This is a genomic window from Lacrimispora sanguinis (genome assembly GCF_044987295.1).
Taxonomy (GTDB): Bacteria; Bacillota; Clostridia; order Lachnospirales; family Lachnospiraceae; genus Lacrimispora; species Lacrimispora celerecrescens_B.
The window spans coordinates 3,494,705-3,512,725 of the sequence record NZ_CP173277.1 but is presented as its reverse complement, the minus strand read 5'-3'; the positions used below and the strand labels follow the sequence as shown (position 1 = coordinate 3,512,725).

Below are 18,021 nucleotides of genomic sequence, written 5' to 3'. Positions count from 1 at the left end.
AAAACTGTAAAAAAGACCACGGGTCATTCCGGCTAGCCGGAAGACCCGTGGTCTCTGCTATATTTATCTTAATTTTTCAATCATTTCCAGAACTTCTTTCTTGGATTTCACTCCTACGGAAGTGACTGCCGCTTTTCCATCTTTAAAGAGTACAAGGGTAGGAATGCTCATAACCCTAAACTGTCCTGCCAGGTCTGGCTGCTGGTCTACATCCACCTTGCCTACCTTAATGCCTGGAAGATTTCCTTCTGCAATTTCATCTATCACCGGTGCAAACATCTTACAAGGTCCGCACCAGGTCGCCCAAAAATCCACCAGCACGATGTCGCTGCTATTTGCTACTTCCGTCTGAAAATTTTCCTGTGTTAATGTTAAAACTGCCATAATATGTTCCTCCTTCTTTACTTACGCCTTCTATTCATAATTCTCTACATTACTCCGAGTCCGGGAATGCGCCGTATATATGATGAACAGTACATCCTCTGCATTGTCTTCCAGCCGATGGTACTCTTTTTTATAGTTTTATCATAATTGACTTAAATATCCCCGCTTTTTGGATTATTGCTTGGGATAACTGTAACTTTACGGGTTTCAGTATCTTTACTGTTATTATAAAAGTTACAGTTGTTTTTGTCAATAGATTTTTTAATTTACTTATAAAAGTCAAGGCTTAATTCCCCGGCTCTTTTTAGAAACTCATCCTTGACCCTTTGTAATCCGTCACTGGAGTAGTCTCCCCCTGTATCAGACAGTTTCCCGTATTCCAGAGCATCAGAAGAGATCTTACCGCCTTCATATCCTCCGCTTAACTCCAGTCCAAGCTCAAATCTTTCATTATGATATGTAACAGTCAGCTCAGGGATTTGGAATGTTCTTTTCCCTTCCTGCCCATTGCCAAAATAGACTTTTGCGCTCATATCAAACTTCCGTTCGCGAAGCATTACACTCCCCGCCGCTGACAGCCCTCCATTAGATTCCAGTAAAAGGCTCATATCAGTCAGGCCCTCCACATTGATCTCCGTGATATTCAACTTTTTGTCAATGGTAAATAGTATTTCCTGAGTCTCACCCGGGGTCTTCCGTTCTTCTAACATCTGTCCCCATTCTTTCATATCCTTTCCAGGCCCTTCGTTAAGCAGCTCTCCTATCTCACTTAGATAGGTGTCAAAGAGAGCGGAAGGGACTGATACCTTAATGGTTACGCCATTCTTATCTCTTCCCGCAAATTCCATATGGCTCTGGTTCATCATGTGGATGGTGTCCTTTTTTAAGGTTGTAAGCCGATCCCTTAAATGGTCTCTCCCCCCCGGGACAATGGAAAAGCCTATAACCTTCTTCAATGTATCCTGACTGGTTCTTATGGTCGTTCCTTTAATCCCAGGTACGGAAATCACGGCATTCTCGCTGTCAGCCCAATAATGGAACCCATCCCGTATGGCTCCAAGGAAATATACGTCAAGGCTTCCCTGGGTAAAGGTATGTTTATCATCCCTTTGCTCCTTCCAGTTTATGCCGAATCCTCCCGGAAGTATCAGCACAGAATGACCATTCCATTCCACTTCATCTGCAATCAGCTTCAGGGAATCTTCCTCCGCCCCTTCTCCTTCCTTGTCTTTGCCCCATAAATTCACTAACCGCCCCCTGGTTTGCAGCGCCGAACGGGTTAGGTAAAATCTCGCATAATGGATAGGAAGATCGTGATATGCCCAAACACCAAGAATCACTAAAAGCAATATCCCTCCGCCGGTCCTGGCCAGCCGCCGCTTAATTCCCGGCGGCTTTTTTTCCTTTTTCATCTTACATGATTCCTGTTTGGCTGAGTTTTTCTTCAAAAAATTCATTCAGTTTTAACACCTTCTTCCGCAAAACGATTCCAACCAACAGTGATATGGGAATATAGACCATCACATTTCGTATATCTTTCCAATAATCATTCCCGTAAATACCACCCACACACTCTCGCATTGCATTGATGAGATGGGTAAAAGGAAGCAAGGGGTTTACCATCTGGAAAAACCGGGGAGTTACCTGTATCGGAAACGTGCCGCCGGAGCCTGCCACCTGAATGACCATGAAGACTACTACAATTGCTTTACCCACGTCCCCAAAGGAAACCGTCATGGAATAGATGATATTGGTGAATATGATACTGGCTGCCACAGCTGCCAGCACAAATTTACCCGGATAAAGACATTGAATCTTCAACATATACAAATCTCCCAGCGACACCACCAGCGCCTGAGCGATTCCAAACATCATGAAGGTAAGATACCTTCCAAAATAGGTTTCATACAGCTTAAGCCCTTCAGACCTGTTGGCTTCCACCTTAGTTTTTACCAAAGCCACCAAAATGAGTCCTCCCACCCAGATGGCCAGAATGGTATAGAACGGAGCCATGGCAGAACCATAATTATCTACCGGATAGACTTTGTTGGTTACCATGTCCGTAGGCATCTTCATAAAATCACTGAGCTGATCCGGGTCATTCTTCATGATGTCCATGATCTTATTCAGCTTTTTATTATCAGCCAGCTTATTTACATTATCAATCATATCATCCACCCGCTTCTGACTCCTGTTCATCAGGCTGACGGCGCTGTCTAACGCTTCGATCAGGCTCTGAGATGAGGCTGTTACGCTGTCAAGGGTGGTATCGATCTGCCCTACCATGCTTCCAATGCTGTCTAAGGCGCCCGCGGTAGTACCCAGGGCATCATAGGTTTTATCCAGGCTGTCCTTTAAGGGAAGCTCCACTTTACCGGTATAAAAATTAAGAACGTCAGATATGGAGTTAGTAACCCCGTCAAGAGTGTCTCCTATATCCTTCTCCATGGTATCCGGCAGCCTTTTTGTCTGTTTTACAGTCTGCTGTGCAGACTGTAGTTTCCTGACCAGATCCTGCTGCTGCTTAACGGTATCGGAAAGCTTTTGCTGAAGAGTTGTTATATCTTTTAACGGAATGGGCAGCTTCTGGTTGATTGCCCCTAAAACCTTATTTACGCTATTGCACTGGTTGATGCTGCCTGTAACCAGATTTTCTGTGGCTTTTAATGCATCCAATGCTCCGTCAGCGGAGGTGTCCGTCAGCTTTCCGATTACCTGAAAGGACTCATACACCGACTCCTCTACTTGATTGATATGATCCAGGGTATCTTTAATGCCACCGGTCATTGTATCAGAGAATCCTCTGGAGGAGTCGATCAGGGTTTTCGCGCTTTCAGCTGTCTGTCCGCCTGATTCAATCATCTTATTTACATCCGGAAGCGTTCCCTTCATTCCACCATTTAGGCTGTTGACGGTGCGGAGAGTGGACTGAAGCATGGTAATGGTATCCACCAGCTGATTCAAATCTGTTTTTACTTCCGTAAGAGTGCTGACGGCATCGTCTCTGTCCGTTTCCTTGTCAGTACTCCAGTTGTCTGAATATTTATTTAAGGCCTTCCCGGCCACCTTTGAGGTAGAATTAATAAAGGTTTCATTAATTTGCTGCTGTACGCTCTCTACCCCTTTGCCTGTAATCTTTGTGGCAATGGCATTTTTCTTCTCGTTTACATAATACTCAAGTACCGGGCGCTCAATGCTAGAGGTAAGGACACTTGATATTTTTTGGCTGAAATCCTCGGGAACGATAACCGCCGCATAATATTTCCCAGATTCCACTCCATCAATCGCTACTTCCTTATTGACGAACTGCCAGCCTATCTGTTCATTCTTTCTAAGTTCATCCAGAATCATTTCACCAATATTAATAGAAGAATCATCAATATCCGTGTCAAAAATATCATCAATAGATGCCCCCTTATCCAGGTTGACAACCGCAACCTTAAGTCCTTTTGTATTGGCATAAGGGTCCCAGCTTGCAGCGATGTTGAACCAGGCGTATAAAGCTGGTATTAATGTAAGTCCCAGCGCGATAATAACGGCTACCGGATTAAACGCAATGCGCTTTATATCACCGGTAAAAATCTTAAATATGTTTTTAACATGTACCATGTGTGCCTCCTTGGTATTCCAGCTATGAAATTTTGCATTTCCGTATTATAATATTTTCCCGAAACAAATGCAATGCCTGTTTCCCATTATCTTATGAAAAGGTGTTAAAAAAACTGCTAAATAACCCATTGAGCGGAATACAATCGGTCATTTAACAGTTTTCCATTTCAGGGAATAAAAATACTTCTCAAGGGGCATCTCAGCCTAAATACGTTTTTTAAGCTCTTCCACGATTAATACGCTTGCCGTAGAACCGATTCTGCTGACTCCAAGTTCTATCATCTGAAGAGCAGTTTCCAGGGTCCTCACACCTCCTGCCGCCTTGATCTTAATTTCATCTCCTACCATGCGCTTCATCAGCGCCACATCTTCAAAGGTCGCCCCGCCAGTACCAAATCCTGTGGATGTCTTAATATAATCCGGATGCACATTTAAAGCAATCCTGCATAATTCCTCTTTCTCCTGGTCTGTGAGATAGCAGTTTTCAAAAATCACCTTTGATATCACTTTGCTTTTTCTGCAGACTTCTGTAATCTCTGCCATCTCTTTTTCTATATAGCTGTAATTTTTCTCTTTTAATTCAGTTATATTGATCACGTAATCGATCTCATCAGAGCCGTTTGAAATGGCGGTCTTTGTTTCATTCAGCTTATCTTCTATGGTTGTCTGCCCCAGCGGAAATCCTATTGCAGCCCCCACATGAACGGGACTGCCTTCCAGGAGTTTCCGGCAGCGTACCACCTGGGCCGGGTTGATGGCTACCATCTTAAAACCATATTTCATGCTTTCCTCACAAAGCTTTACAAAATCCTGATGGGAAGCCCAGGCTCTTAACTGCGTGTGGTCAAAATAAGCAGCCAGTTCCTGCTGGTTGATCTGAATATTCCCCATAATTAGTCTCCTTTAAGAATCATTCATCATCATCCTGATTCTCATAATTTTCCGTCTTGCATGCGGCAGTATCTTTCATCTTCTTTAACAGAGGATGCTGTTTCCAGCGGTTTAGCGCTGTCGTAGCCTGATATGCAAGGATCTGAAAAAATGGCAGGAAGCATAAGGGGGTTAAAAGCTCCGGAAGCTCCACCGGAAGGTTTAAAATTCCTTCCCCAGTGTATCCAGGCTGATTGGTAATTAAAAACGCCCTGTCAGTTACCTCTCTGCAGGCTTTAAAAATGGTCTGGATCCGGCTGCTGCTGTTTCCTCCATCAATGAGAAATACTGTATACCCAGGAGTCATCTGAAGGTTGGGCCCATGAAGGAATTCCTCAGATTCATAAGCTACGGAAGGGATCTTTACCGTTTCACCTAACTTTAATGCTCCTTCCAGTGCCGTGCCATAATTAGCACCGCACGCACACACATAAGCATTTACCATTGAGGTGAATTCTTTATAATGAGCCTCATAGAATTTCATAGTTTCCTTTTGTACCGTCTCATGGATCCGGGCTGCCTTTTCCATATCCCGGCATACCAATTCTGCCTCTTCCTCTCTCATCAGACCTTTTCTTACGGCTGCTTCAAGGGTAAACAGCATCAGAAATAAGGCAAACGAAGTCACGCCCTTTGTCACATAACCTACGGTTTCCACTCCAACCCCATAATCAATCAGCACATCCGCATAATCTTTCATGTCGCTGGAAATACTTCCTGTAATTCCGATTGAGGTGCGCCCCTGCTGGCGGATCATCTTCAGCGCATCAATGGAATTTGTGCTGTATCCGCTCTGGGAAACAACAAAAACAAAATCCCAGTCCGTGAAGTCATGTTCACTGCTGAGAAAGGTGAATGGAGATACGATCTTCACTTCAGACTTCAAATATTTCCTCATAAACTGTCGTGCGCAGTATGAACCATTATAGGAAGAACCGGATGCCACGATCCAGATCGTTTTGTAATCTCCCTTTTCATATTCTGCGATCAGCGGAGCTGTCAGCTCCTTCCGGTTTTTAATATTATTAAGCATTACCTCAGGAGACTCTTCTACATACGTCATCATTGTTTCTTTTATTTTCTCTTTCATTTTGTTACCGCTCCTTTTTTGTTTTGGTAAAAATGAGTCAGAAGGTATTTTGTGCAATAATTATATCATATCCCTAAGTATAGTCAATAATGTATTGAAAACATACAAATATTTGTAATTACATATTGACAAACTTTCGTCATGAGACTATGATTTGTTTATACATTATTTATACTTTTTTTATAAAAGAGAGTGAAAATATGAAAAAGTGTACAAAATATCAGAGGGATACAAAATTTAAAAAGGAGTGACAAAATATGCCCAACATTCTATTAACAAGGATTGACAACCGGCTGGTGCATGGTCAGGTGGGATGCTCCTGGGTGGGAGCCATCGGATGTAATCTGATCGTAGTCGCAGACGACGAAGCTGCAAATGATCCGGTCCAGCAATCTCTGATGAAGATGACCGCAGACTCTACCGGAGTAGGGATTCGGTTCTTCACAATTCAAAAAACAATTGAAGTCATCCATAAGGCAGCGCCAAGCCAGAAAATATTTATAGTAGTGAGAAATCCACAGTCTGCAAGAGCCATTGTTGAGGGAGGGGTTCCCATCGATAAACTCTGCATCGGCAACATGCATGTAGCTCCGGGGAAAAAAGTATCCAATGAGCCTCATGTATATCTGGATGAACAGGATCTTGAGGACTTAAGAATGATTCGGGGAAAAGGCATCGATGTGTATATCCAAATCGCCCCAGGAGATAAAAAGCATGACTTTGAGGTGAAGTAAAAACATTTGTCAGGTTTAGGAAGAATGAGATGAAATACCCTGCGGGCATACTTTTATGCCCAAAATGGCATAAGCAATCATGATAAAAACCGCAGGAAGAAACCTGCGGTTCAATAAAAGGAGGGTTTTTTATGCAAATTACTTTAATCCAGGGGATTTTGCTGGCTTTACTGGCCTTTATCTGTGCCTGTGACGCCTGCTGGGAAGCCTTTTTCTGGTTCCGCCCCATCGTTGTCGCCTTCTTCGCCGGAATAATCCTGGGTGATGTTCAGGTAGGACTGGCTGCGGGCGCCGTTGCAGAGCTTTCTTATCTGGGACTGCTGACCGTAGGGGGCACCGTTCCGCCTGATCCTCTGATGGCAGGCATGATGACAACCGTCATCGCTTTCACCACTGGACAGAGTGCTGAAACGGCTCTGGGACTCTCATTGCCCTTTGCTTTGCTGGCACAGTGGGTCGGAATTGTCTGCAATACTACTTTTGCAGGTTTCTTACGTCCCCTGGATCACGCATGCGAGAACGCAGACACAAAGAAATTTACACAGATCGTTCTACTTGGACTAGTAATTAAAGCGGGAATCTACGCTCTGATCACATTCCTGTCAGCCTTTGCATTACAGAACCAGATCGCAGGATTTGTAAACATGTTCCCGGAATGGCTGATCCACGGATTCGAAATATCCGGCGGCCTGCTTCCTGCAGTCGGTCTTACCCTGCTCCTGGTTGTTATGCTTAAGAAGCAGAACGTGGCATATCTTTTTATTGGCTTCTTACTCATGACATTCTTAAAGCTGGGCAATATCCTTCCGGTAGCTATCGCAGGAATCGCCGTTGCTTTCATCGGTTATCTCAATGATGAAACGATCAAAAAGAATGCCGTAACGGTAGGAGGAGGTGCTGACGATGACGGTATCTAGAAATAAATTGGACAAAAAAGATATCAATAAGATGAGCATGCTTTCCATATTGGAACAGTCCTGCTTCAGCTTTGAGCGTATGCAGGCTCCCGGATTCTGTCTCGGATTGCTTCCCGGATTAAAAAAGATTTACGGAGATCAGAAGGAAGAAATCTCTGATGCCATGAAAAACAACATGGACTTTATCAATACCGAACCCCACATGGCAACCTTTCTACAGGGTCTTATCCTTTCCCTGGAAGAAAACGGACAGGACAGGGCTTTAATCAAGAGCATTAAAACTGGTCTGTTCGGTCCTCTGGCCGGACTGGGAGACGCAATTTTTTGGTTTACCCTGCTTCCAATATCAGCAGCCATCTGCTGTTCCCTTGCAAGCGGCGGCTCTGTGCTGGGTCCCATCCTTTATATCGCGATCTGGTTTTTAGGCGCCATATCAAGACTGTGGTTTGGCCGAATGGGGTATAACATGGGTGTGGGAGCCGTTGATTTAATCAGTTCCAATGCCAGTGCCATTACAAAGGCGGCAGGCATCCTGGGCATGATGGTAGTAGGCGGGCTGATCCCAAGCTACGTATCCCTTCATTTTGCAGAAACGCTGGTAGCTCCCGGCGGTGTATCCATACAGGCGATCTTCGATTCCATTATGCCGAACATACTGCCTCTCGGGTTTGTATTCACCCTTTATTGGCTGTTTAAGAAAAAACATGTTAATACGCTGATGCTGATTATTCTTATCATCCTTGTATCAATCGTATTGTCTTTCTTTAGAATCATGTAACTCACGGAAGGAATCAAATAGAATTCTGCCGGGGGCTGTACAGAAACAGATGGAAAAATTCACCATCTCCTGTATGGCCCCTGCTCCATTTTAAAGGGAGGCCTGCAACGATCAATAAGGCGGTAAAATAACGTTGCAGGTAAAATTCCCCAATGATATACTGTACAAATGGGATTTCCCCACCATGGAGGTGTATACATGAAGTTTGAATTTATACAAATTGATAAATATAGTCCGGTTCCATTGTATGAGCAGTTAAAGGGCTGCCTGATTAATGCAATCCGAAGCGGAACCCTGATTCCGGGACAAAAGCTGCCTACTGAGGATGAACTATGCCGCAAATTCGGCATATCCCGTCCTGTCGTCCGGCAGGCCTACGGAGATTTAAACAAGCTGGGAATGCTGGTGAGAAAGCGTGGCTCCGGTAGCTTTGTAAGATCTATTACAGACCGGGGAATCTATCTGATGCAGCTTGTCAGTTATCGTGAAGAACTGGCCATGATCGGCATGAAGCCTGGAACCGATTTAAAAAAGAACGAAATCATCTCTTACCATGCCCCGGTTTACGAAAAACTGCGTTTGGATCCCAAACAGCACTGTCTTCATCTGGAACGCATGCGATATGCGGACAAACGTCCTTTCACTTTCATTGAGAACTTTGTTCCCATGGATCTTTTTCCGGGAATCGAAGCCTATGATTACGGAACAGACTCTCTTTACCGCATCATGAGAGATGTGTATGGCATCTATCCGGCTAAGGCAGTCCGGTCCATACGGGCCGAAATCATTGATCCGGCACAGGCTCGCCTGTTTCACATAGAGAAAGACTCTCCGGTGCACATGCTGGAAAGCATCGCCTATGACCAATATGAACGTCCCATAGACTACAGCATTGAAACCTATCCCGGCAATACACACCGATTTGATTTTGTCGTTTACAGAGATTAGAAATAGATCGTGAAACGCCCGAAAAGCATACCAATATGCCAAACAACATGGGCAGAAAAGAGGATACTATGATTGGAATCATTATTACAGGCCATGGAACATTTGCAACCGGCATTTCAAGTGCAGTGGAGCTTCTCACAGGCCACCAGGATTTTATAGTACCGGTGGATTTTAGGGGGGAACATAGCGAGGAACAGCTTAAGGAGCATTTAAAGGCCGCCTTTGACCGCTTACTGGATTGCGAACAAATCTTTGTTCTATGCGATATTCTGGGAGGCTCTCCTTTTAAAAATGCTGTGATGTTAAGCATTGGAGATGAACGGATAAAGGTCCTTTACGGAACAAACTTAGGCATGACCGTAGAGCTGGCAATGCGCGGTATGATGGGACAGGTACCAGAGGCAGACACACTGGTAAATGAAATCATTGAAATAGGAAAAACTCAGATCGGAAAATACAAATATGAACCGGTAGAAATATCTGAGGACTTTGAGGAAGGAATTTAACCAATGATAAAAGCAGTTATATTTGACATGGATGGAGTCCTGATCGACAGCGAAATCATATATTTGGACCATATGTATGAGCAGCTGAAGATTAAGTACCCCCAGATTAACAGAGAGGCGCTGTTTGCCGTGGTAGGGTCTACCACAAAAAGAACGATGGAGATTATAAGCGATGTGATTGGAGAGGATGTAAATTCACGCATGTTCCAGGAGCTATATGCAGGGCTCTGGGTCGATTGCCGTCCGGATTACCCCTCCATCTTAAGAAAAGAAGTCCCGGATATTTTAAAGGAGCTTCACCGCAGAGGCTATCAGGTGGCACTTGCATCTTCTACCAGCAGAGCAGGAATTGACGATGTACTCACCAGCTGTGGACTGAAAGGTGACTTTGATTACATTGTAAGCGGCGAAGAATTTAAGGAAAGCAAACCTAATCCGGAAATTTATCTCCATACCGCTGACACCTTAAAGCGAAAGCCAAAGGAATGCCTGGTGGTGGAAGATTCCACCTATGGGATCATGGCAGGGCATGGAGCTGGAATGACCGTCGCCGCTGTCATTGATGACAGGTTTTCTTTTGACCGCAGTCTTGCGGATTATTCCATAAACGGGCTTTGGGAGATATTAGACGTTTTGGAAGAGTTGAATGATCGATAAAACAAAAGCAGGCTCTCGGTAACGGAAGCCTGCTTTTAAATAATATAAAATATTGTTAAGCTTGATTTTGGAACTGACTCATATACAGTTTCTCATAAAATCCTTTCTTAGCTATTAATTCATCATGGGTTCCCTGTTCAATAATTGTTCCATTATTCATCACAAGGATTAGATCCGCATTTCTAATAGTAGAAAGGCGGTGTGCAATAACAAAGCTTGTTCTGCCCTTCATGATATTTTTCATAGCGGTCTGAAGCATTAACTCAAGTCTTGTATCAACAGAACTTGTCGCCTCATCAAGGATTAGAATAGCCGGGTCTGCAAGAAATGCTCTGGCTATTGTTAAAAGCTGTTTTTCACCGACAGATACGTTGGAGGATTCTTCATTTAATATCATATGGTAGCCATCCGGCTGTGTTTTGATAAAATGATTTACATTTGCTGTTCTTGCTGCATGTTCAATCTCTTGCTGCGTTGCATCCTCTTTCCCGTATTTAATATTATCGGCAATCGTTCCGTTAAATAACCAGGTGTCCTGTAATACCATACCAAAGATAGAACGAAGATCATCCCGTTTCATATCCTTAATTTTCACACCATCTACCTTAATGGCGCCTTTATTTACATCATAAAAACGCATTAACAGGTTGATAAGCGTGGTTTTTCCGGCGCCAGTCGGCCCTACAATTGCTACCATTTGACCACTTTCCACATTGATATTCAGATGCTCAATGAGCATATTATCTTCGTTATATCCAAAAGAGACATCTTCAAAGGTAACATTCCCCTTTAAGTTCTCTATTCTTACCGGAGCAGAAGCTTCCGGGACCTCTTCTGTTTCAGAAAGAAACTCAAATACTCTTCCTGATGCTGCAATCGCGGATTGAATGGAAGCAGACAATTGTGATACCTGCTCCAGCGGCTCATTGAGCTGCCACATATATCGGATAAATGCCTGAAGCTGTCCAACCGTTATGGCACCTGTAATTGCAAATGTCGCGCCTAAAATACAGACAGCTACAATTGCAAGATACGTAATGAACGAAATTAACGGCGACATCAACCCGGATATAAATTGTGCCTTAAATCCGTTTTCACAAAGATTGTTGTTAATCTCCTTAAACTGTTCGATGGAATCTTCCTGCTTTCCATATAGTTTAATCTCGGTTAGCCCGGTGTATCTTTCCTGAATGTAACCATTTAAGTCACCAAGTGCCGCCTGCTGATTACTAAACATAACGGAAGAACGCTTCATGATAAATTTCATAATCAGAGCACTTCCCGGTATCAGTAAAACGGCAACAACACCCATAATCGGATTAATATAAAACATGAGTACGATTGCTAAAATAATGGATAAGAAAGCACTCAATATCCTTGATAAACTCTGCTGCAGCGCATTTGACATGGTATCGATATCATTGGAGATGATACTGAGAATGTCTCCCACGGAACGTTTATCAAAATAGCTGATTGGCAGCTTCGCAATCTTTCTTTGCACATCATTTCTTAAATCTCGCATTGTATTTTGTATACCATTTGTCAAAAAATACTGGGAACCAAAGCTGCTAAGTACGTTTCCGATATAAATAGCAAGTAACAGTTTTAAGATTTTAATAATATAGGAAAAACTGATAGCGGCCCCAGGAACTTTGTTCGCAATATCTACAACATCATCTTTTAGTCTTGTTGTAATGAAACCTTCCACCATTGGTGCCGCTGATAGGAAGCCGGAGTATGCTACCGTAAGGAGAATTGCCACGATAAACATTTTCAAGTATGGTTTTATATATGGATATAATTTTCTCATCGCTCCAGTTCCTCCTTTGTTAATTGTGAATCTGCAATTTCATAATATATATTGCAGGATCTTAGTAATTCTTTATGGGTTCCCATACCAACCACTTCGCCCTCATTTAGAACGATTATTTTGTCCGAATTCATGATTGTACTAATTCTTTGCGCTACAATGAATACAATGGATTCTTTTGTTTCTTCCTTAAGGGCAGCACGCAACGTAGCATCTGTTTTATAGTCAAGTGCAGAAAAACTGTCATCAAAAATATAGACTTCCGGTTTTCTAACCAATGCTCTTGCAATCGAGATCCGCTGTTTCTGGCCTCCTGATACATTCTTTGCGCCTTCACTTATAAATTCCTGCAATTTATTTGGCTTATTCTGAATAAACTCTTTTGCCTGCGCAACTTCAATTGCATGATCTATTTCTTCCGGAGTTGCATCAGGTTTACCGAACTTAAGATTTTCTTCTATGGTTCCTTTAAATAAAAAAGCTTTTTGAGGGATAAAGCCAATCTTTTGACGGAGCGCCTTTAAGTCGTAGTCACGTGTATCCACACCATCAATTTTAATAGAACCGCTTGTCACATCATAAAATCTTGGAATTAAATTGATCAATGTGCTCTTTCCGCTGCCCGTACTGCCGATAAATGCTACGGTCTCCCCTTTATTCGCTGTAAAGGATACATCCTTTATAACCGGAAGCTCGCCATCCGGATACTGGAACGTAACATGGTCAAATTCTACAACTCCTTTATTATCAGCTGTAATGCCCTCAGAAGGATTATTTACTAGTGGCTCCTCATCTAATAGTTCCTGTATACGGTTTGCAGATACCTGAGCCCTTGGATACATTACAAATACCATGGAAAATAGCATGATAGAGAACATTGCATGAAACTGATACTCTAAGAAAGCAACTAACTGTCCAACCTGTAAAGTTCCCTTATCAATCATTACGCTAGATATCCAAAACACGGCCATCATTGCAAGGTGCAGCAAGAAGAAAAAGGCCGGCTGTGTAAATGACATGATTTTAAATAATTTCTTTGAATTAGTGGCATAGTCGTCATTGGTTTCTGCGAAACGTTCTGATTCATATTCACTTTTTCGAAAGGCTCTGATTACACGTACCCCTGTTAAGTTTTCTCTTGAAATCCGATTCAGCCGATCCATACCCCTTTGCTGCTTCTCGGAAAGGGGATTGGTTAATTTGGCAATGATAATAACACCAGCTACTATAAATGGAAAGCTTCCTCCGATAACCATAGAGAGATTAATACTGGTCTTGATTGTCATAAAAACACTGATAATAATCATGACCGGAGCCAAAAGGGCTGTTCGAAACAACAAATTGGAAAACAGCATTAACTGAAATGCATCATTCGTTGTTCGTGTAATCATGGAAGACACACCAAATTTATTATATTCTGTGTGGGAAAATTTCTGCGATTGTGCAAAAACATCATTTCTGATATCCCGAATCATATAGGTTGAAATTCTTGATGAAGCGAAGGTTAATAAAATGGTTCCTGCACCTCCAACAATGCAGACAATCAGCATGATTCCTCCCATTTTCTTAATATAAGCTATATCACCATTGCCTATTCCGTTATCAATCATCCACGCCATAACCGTGGGAATTCCCAGCTGTACTGCAACGAAACTAAAGATTCCTATGATGTTTAACAGAATTAGCTTCGGATATCTTTTTAGATATTTTAACATTAATTTCATAACATAACTCCTTTCGCTTTACTAAGCAAATACATGTATAATTTCAGCCTAAATCCTTGACAGAAAAAGACCGCTTGATTATTATAAACTATAAGGTTATCTCATAGTCAAGAAGAAATTAACCCTTTATTATTGTTTGATATTTCCTTAGAATGTAAACATAGCATCTGAAAAAAACAGCATAGAACCGAGGTGATTTTATGTCTAAAAATAAAAATGAATACTTAACAACAGGAGAATTTGCAAAGTTTTGTGGAATTCCAAAACATATTTTATTTCATTACGATCAGATCAAGCTATTTCAACCTGAGATCGTGAAAGAGAATGGATACCGCTATTACTCCTTCCGGCAATTTGATACCTTTTCTATTATCTCTGCACTAAAAATGCTGGGAATGCCATTAAAAGAAATTAAAAAGTACATGGATGAAAGAGATCCGGAAAAATTGGTGAATTTACTGGAGGAAAAATCAAATGAAGTGGATAAGGAGATAAAGAAATTAAAAAATACAAAACGTGAAATAGAATCTCTTAAGGATTTAACATTAAATGCTTTATCCGTAAAATATAATATCATTGAACCGGCTTATCATAAAAGTATGAAGGCTCTATGCAGTACCTTCATGGATAATGTCAATGATAATTCTTACCCTGATTTTTTAACAGAACTGATTGCTTTCCGAAATAATAGCAATGCAAGTATGATTGATTTTCTGGGAGCGTCACTTACCATTGATAATATCCGCGAAAAAAGATTCAACAGCTTTTCCTTTCTGTATACGAAAACGAATAATGCCGATAAAAAAAACAACACTCTGGTGCGAAAAGAGGGCTGGTATCTTCAGGTTTATTATAAGGGAAGTTATCAGAATATCGATGAAATGTATACAGATATTATACAGTATGCAATGGAGCATCAGATAAAGCTTGGGAAAAATGCTTATGAGGAATATCTGATATTTGAGATAGGGACGATAAACAGAGACGATTATGTTACATTAATACTTGTTGAAATCGAGGATAAACCGTAGTGAGACTGACCATTTAATTTTATTTATTCAGCTTTTAGCTGACATAATATTGGTCTGCATACTAAGGATACAAAAAAATCGAAAATCTTATTAAGATAAAGGGATCCACTATCAATTAATAGCGAAAAATTGGGGTTCGATTATTGCCACCGTATCGTGTTGTTTATTATAGAGTCATAATGAAACCAGTACTTTTGCTCGTTCAAAAGCTTCAAATAAAAATTCCTCTTTCTTGCTTAGGTAATTAAAAAGACCATTTAAAAAAATTAAATCATCAACTATTACACATCAATAATCAATTAGCATACTAGGTTGCTTTATTCATGCTTAAGATTTATAATATAATTATGAGAACTTTTATGGTATTGAAAGCATGTAATTATATTTAATAATTTAATAATGTAATAATAAGCTTACTCTAAATTTCCAGGATAAGAAAAGATTCTAAGAAATATTTAAGGAGGATAAAATGTCTGGAATTAAAGTGCAATTTGATAACATAGCAAAAATCATTACACGTAATATTAATGATAGTATCTCGGATAATGAGCATAGTATATCTCAATTATTAATTAAACTCGAAATTTTAGATATATGTCAAAAAGAAATTAGTAATAATTGTATTGCTGTTTTTAATGAGGTACAAAATGATTTGCTTAACGGTGTTGTATTTCTTACACAAGCATTTTATAGGAATTCATATATTTGTCTTAGAAGTGCAATGGAGTTAGCTCTAAGCTTTATTTATTATACTGATAGAAATTATGAGTTTTTATTGTGGAAAAATAATTTTATTGACATGACATGGGCTAAGTTAAGTAACTCCGAAAATGGAGTATTATCTGGAAGATATTTACAATTATTTTGCGACGATTCCCTAATTGTAACTGAATTAAACAAAGATATAAGTAAGTGTTATCACGAATGTTCAGAATACGTCCATGGCAAATATCAATTTATGCAAAGTATAAATAAAGTGGAGATTAAATATGATAATTGCAGCTTTTTAAAATGTTATAAACAAATTAATTTAGTTTGTGATTGTATTATAACAATGATGTTTATAAGGTTTGGCAAGGAGCTTAACTATTATGTAAAACTAGAAGATTATGCAGATTACTGGAAGGGATTATTAAGAAAATACGGGGTAAATATTGATGAGTGAGGCGCTAATAAGAACTGAAGACTTAACATCTGATGAAGTCAACAAATTATTTGTCGACATAAAAATTGATAGAGAAAACATCAACGCATTAAAGTCAAATCAGCCACTATTACTAATTGGTAGTAGAGGTACAGGAAAAACCATGTTAATGCGTAAAGCCGAACAAGAATTAGATGATGCATTTCGCTCACAAAGAATCCTTCCAGTTTATGCAAGCTTTGCAACAAGTACAATATATGATGATATTGATCTTATAAAATTAATGTTAAACAAAATATTGATAGCATTAAGAATGAAACTTAAAGAGCATGGTATTATTGTTCAGGGTAGTATTTTCAAACCAATTACATATGAAAACCTCAATCCGATAGTTAAGAAGCTTGAGACATATATTAAGGCATTAGAAGGAGAGGATGATGATCTTAATTATACAAACATAAAGCCAGAAATTAATGATTTTAATATAATTAATAACGTTGACTTTTTTAGAGAATTTATTTCAGATTTATGTAGAGAATATAATATCAACAAAATCATACTTATGTTTGATGAAGCTTGTCAAATATTCTCACCAAATCAACAAAGAGATTTTTTTAATTTATTTAGAGCCCTGAGGTCACCACTTATAATATGTAAAGCAGCAGTATATCCTGGGTTAGTTTCGTACGGTACATTCCAACAATTTCATGATGCGACAACAAAAAAAATAGAAAGAAATATATTAGCTGATGATTATATAGAAAAAATGAGGGAAATTGTAAAAAATAATTACCCTAATGAATATGAAAATATGCTAAGAAAAGGAGAACTTTTAGATACAATCATATATTGTGCAAATGGAAATCCACGATTTTTATTAAAAAGCTTAAATAGCATATTAGATGGAGAAAATACATTAAAAGCCGGAAGAGTAAATGAAATAATAAAGGATTTCTATCGCGCTACTATTTGGGCAGAACATACTAAGCTTGAAGAAAGATATAAAGGACACAAAAATCTTATCAATTGGTCAAGGAGTTTTATTGAAAGCGTGGTTTCTAGAGATATTGAAAAAATAAATGAAGAAGCTGAAAAACAAGATGAAAAAAAAGCTACGATTTGCTTTGCTATCTCCAGAAACGCCCCTGAACCTATAAAACAATCTATAAAGATACTTGAATATTCTGGAATTGCTACTCTTGATGTAGAAGCGACAAAGTTTAGGAGTAAAATTTACGATAGATATCAACTAAATTATGGGGTTGTTTTATTAGCAGGTGCTTCTTCAAATTTAGCTAATAAAAGTAAAATCTTAATAAAAAAAGTATCACTAGCAAAATTCCCCAATTATAGTGAAAATTCAACCGTCTTTTCTGGTTGGGAAAACTTAATATCAAACAAATATTTTGATAAAAATAGTGGTGAAACACTAAGATCTATATTAAGTAAGAATATAGATATTTTAGACATCTCTCCTAAATTATTATTGAGATTAAAAAATAATAATATTAATATAATCCAAGATATTTTTGATAAAGAGGAAAAGGAATTAGAATCTATCGAATATATTGGGCCAGTTAGATCCAGAAAGATTTACAATCTCGTACTGAGTGCTGTTTTAGAGTATATATCTGGGTAGACATAAGAAGAAGAAAGACCTTTGGATACACCAATCCTAATTATGAGCAATTGCACTTTGTATTTTAGGTCACGTAAAACCGCTTTGCACCCACGGCTCATGCCGTGGATGCTTAAAAAA

At 39.9% G+C, this 18,021-nt stretch carries 16 protein-coding genes; 9 read left to right on the top strand and 7 right to left on the bottom strand.

All coding sequences use genetic code 11. From position 1 onward, the window contains the following. Window positions 1-63: 63 nt before the first annotated feature. The 5 genes from trxA to ACHZES_RS16290 all read right to left on the bottom strand — a co-directional run bounded on the left by trxA (window position 64) and on the right by ACHZES_RS16290 (window position 6,013). The gene (trxA, locus tag ACHZES_RS16310; protein WP_395547097.1) at window positions 64-384 is read right to left on the bottom strand and encodes a thioredoxin; all 321 of its coding nucleotides are present in this window, start codon (window positions 382-384) and stop codon (window positions 64-66) included. 266 nt (window positions 385-650) lie between these two features. Next, window positions 651-1,796 (bottom strand): hypothetical protein, encoded by a 1,146-nt coding sequence (locus ACHZES_RS16305; protein ID WP_395547098.1) that lies wholly within the window; start codon window positions 1,794-1,796, stop codon window positions 651-653. Window position 1,797: 1 nt separating this feature from the next. Beyond that, a complete protein-coding gene (locus ACHZES_RS16300; protein WP_395547099.1) occupies window positions 1,798-3,993 on the bottom strand; it encodes a YhgE/Pip family protein in 2,196 nt (731 codons plus the stop codon). A gap of 204 nt (window positions 3,994-4,197) precedes the next feature. After that, a complete protein-coding gene (deoC, locus tag ACHZES_RS16295) occupies window positions 4,198-4,884 on the bottom strand; it encodes a deoxyribose-phosphate aldolase (protein WP_395547100.1) in 687 nt (228 codons plus the stop codon). A 19-nt stretch (window positions 4,885-4,903) separates the two neighbouring features. Beyond that, window positions 4,904-6,013: an SIS domain-containing protein gene (locus ACHZES_RS16290; protein ID WP_395547101.1), complete on the bottom strand. Its 1,110-nt coding sequence runs from the start codon at window positions 6,011-6,013 to the stop codon at window positions 4,904-4,906. A 257-nt stretch (window positions 6,014-6,270) separates the two neighbouring features. Between ACHZES_RS16290 and agaB the strand changes: the two genes are divergently transcribed. From agaB to ACHZES_RS16260, 6 genes are all read left to right on the top strand, one after another. Then, the gene (gene agaB, locus ACHZES_RS16285; protein ID WP_038280355.1) at window positions 6,271-6,747 is read left to right on the top strand and encodes a PTS galactosamine transporter subunit IIB; all 477 of its coding nucleotides are present in this window, start codon (window positions 6,271-6,273) and stop codon (window positions 6,745-6,747) included. A gap of 131 nt (window positions 6,748-6,878) precedes the next feature. Further along, window positions 6,879-7,664 (top strand): PTS sugar transporter subunit IIC, encoded by a 786-nt coding sequence (locus ACHZES_RS16280; RefSeq protein WP_038280352.1) that lies wholly within the window; start codon window positions 6,879-6,881, stop codon window positions 7,662-7,664. Beyond that, a complete protein-coding gene (locus ACHZES_RS16275; RefSeq protein WP_038280350.1) occupies window positions 7,651-8,442 on the top strand; it encodes a PTS system mannose/fructose/sorbose family transporter subunit IID in 792 nt (263 codons plus the stop codon). The genes ACHZES_RS16280 and ACHZES_RS16275 overlap by 14 nt, the downstream gene beginning before the upstream one ends. 198 nt (window positions 8,443-8,640) lie before the next feature. After that, a complete protein-coding gene (locus ACHZES_RS16270) occupies window positions 8,641-9,390 on the top strand; it encodes a GntR family transcriptional regulator (protein ID WP_195841189.1) in 750 nt (249 codons plus the stop codon). Between the two features lie 35 nt (window positions 9,391-9,425). Further along, on the top strand, window positions 9,426-9,896 hold the full coding sequence (locus ACHZES_RS16265) for a PTS system fructose subfamily transporter subunit IIA (RefSeq protein WP_404820248.1): 471 nt from the start codon (window positions 9,426-9,428) through the stop codon (window positions 9,894-9,896). Between the two features lie 3 nt (window positions 9,897-9,899). Continuing rightward, complete coding sequence (locus ACHZES_RS16260) at window positions 9,900-10,553, top strand: HAD family phosphatase (RefSeq protein ID WP_038280342.1); 654 nt, start codon at window positions 9,900-9,902, stop codon at window positions 10,551-10,553. Window positions 10,554-10,608: 55 nt separating this feature from the next. On the opposite strand, the gene ACHZES_RS16255 is transcribed toward ACHZES_RS16260, so the two are convergent. Further along, window positions 10,609-12,363, bottom strand: coding sequence for an ABC transporter ATP-binding protein (locus tag ACHZES_RS16255; protein WP_038280340.1), 1,755 nt, complete (start codon window positions 12,361-12,363; stop codon window positions 10,609-10,611). Next, on the bottom strand, window positions 12,360-14,087 hold the full coding sequence (locus ACHZES_RS16250; protein WP_038280337.1) for an ABC transporter ATP-binding protein: 1,728 nt from the start codon (window positions 14,085-14,087) through the stop codon (window positions 12,360-12,362). The genes ACHZES_RS16255 and ACHZES_RS16250 overlap by 4 nt, the downstream gene beginning before the upstream one ends. A gap of 200 nt (window positions 14,088-14,287) precedes the next feature. On the opposite strand from ACHZES_RS16250, the gene ACHZES_RS16245 reads away from it, so the two are divergent. From ACHZES_RS16245 to ACHZES_RS16235, 3 genes are all read left to right on the top strand, one after another. Beyond that, complete coding sequence (locus ACHZES_RS16245; protein WP_395547102.1) at window positions 14,288-15,118, top strand: MerR family transcriptional regulator; 831 nt, start codon at window positions 14,288-14,290, stop codon at window positions 15,116-15,118. Window positions 15,119-15,587: 469 nt separating this feature from the next. Then, window positions 15,588-16,283 carry a hypothetical protein gene (locus ACHZES_RS16240; RefSeq protein WP_395547103.1) on the top strand — a complete coding sequence of 232 codons (696 nt, stop codon included), beginning with the start codon at window positions 15,588-15,590 and terminating at the stop codon, window positions 16,281-16,283. Next, entirely contained in the window at window positions 16,276-17,901 is a 1,626-nt protein-coding gene (locus ACHZES_RS16235; RefSeq protein WP_395547104.1) for a hypothetical protein, read from the top strand. Before ACHZES_RS16240 ends, ACHZES_RS16235 begins: the two co-directional genes overlap by 8 nt. Window positions 17,902-18,021 lie beyond the last annotated feature (120 nt).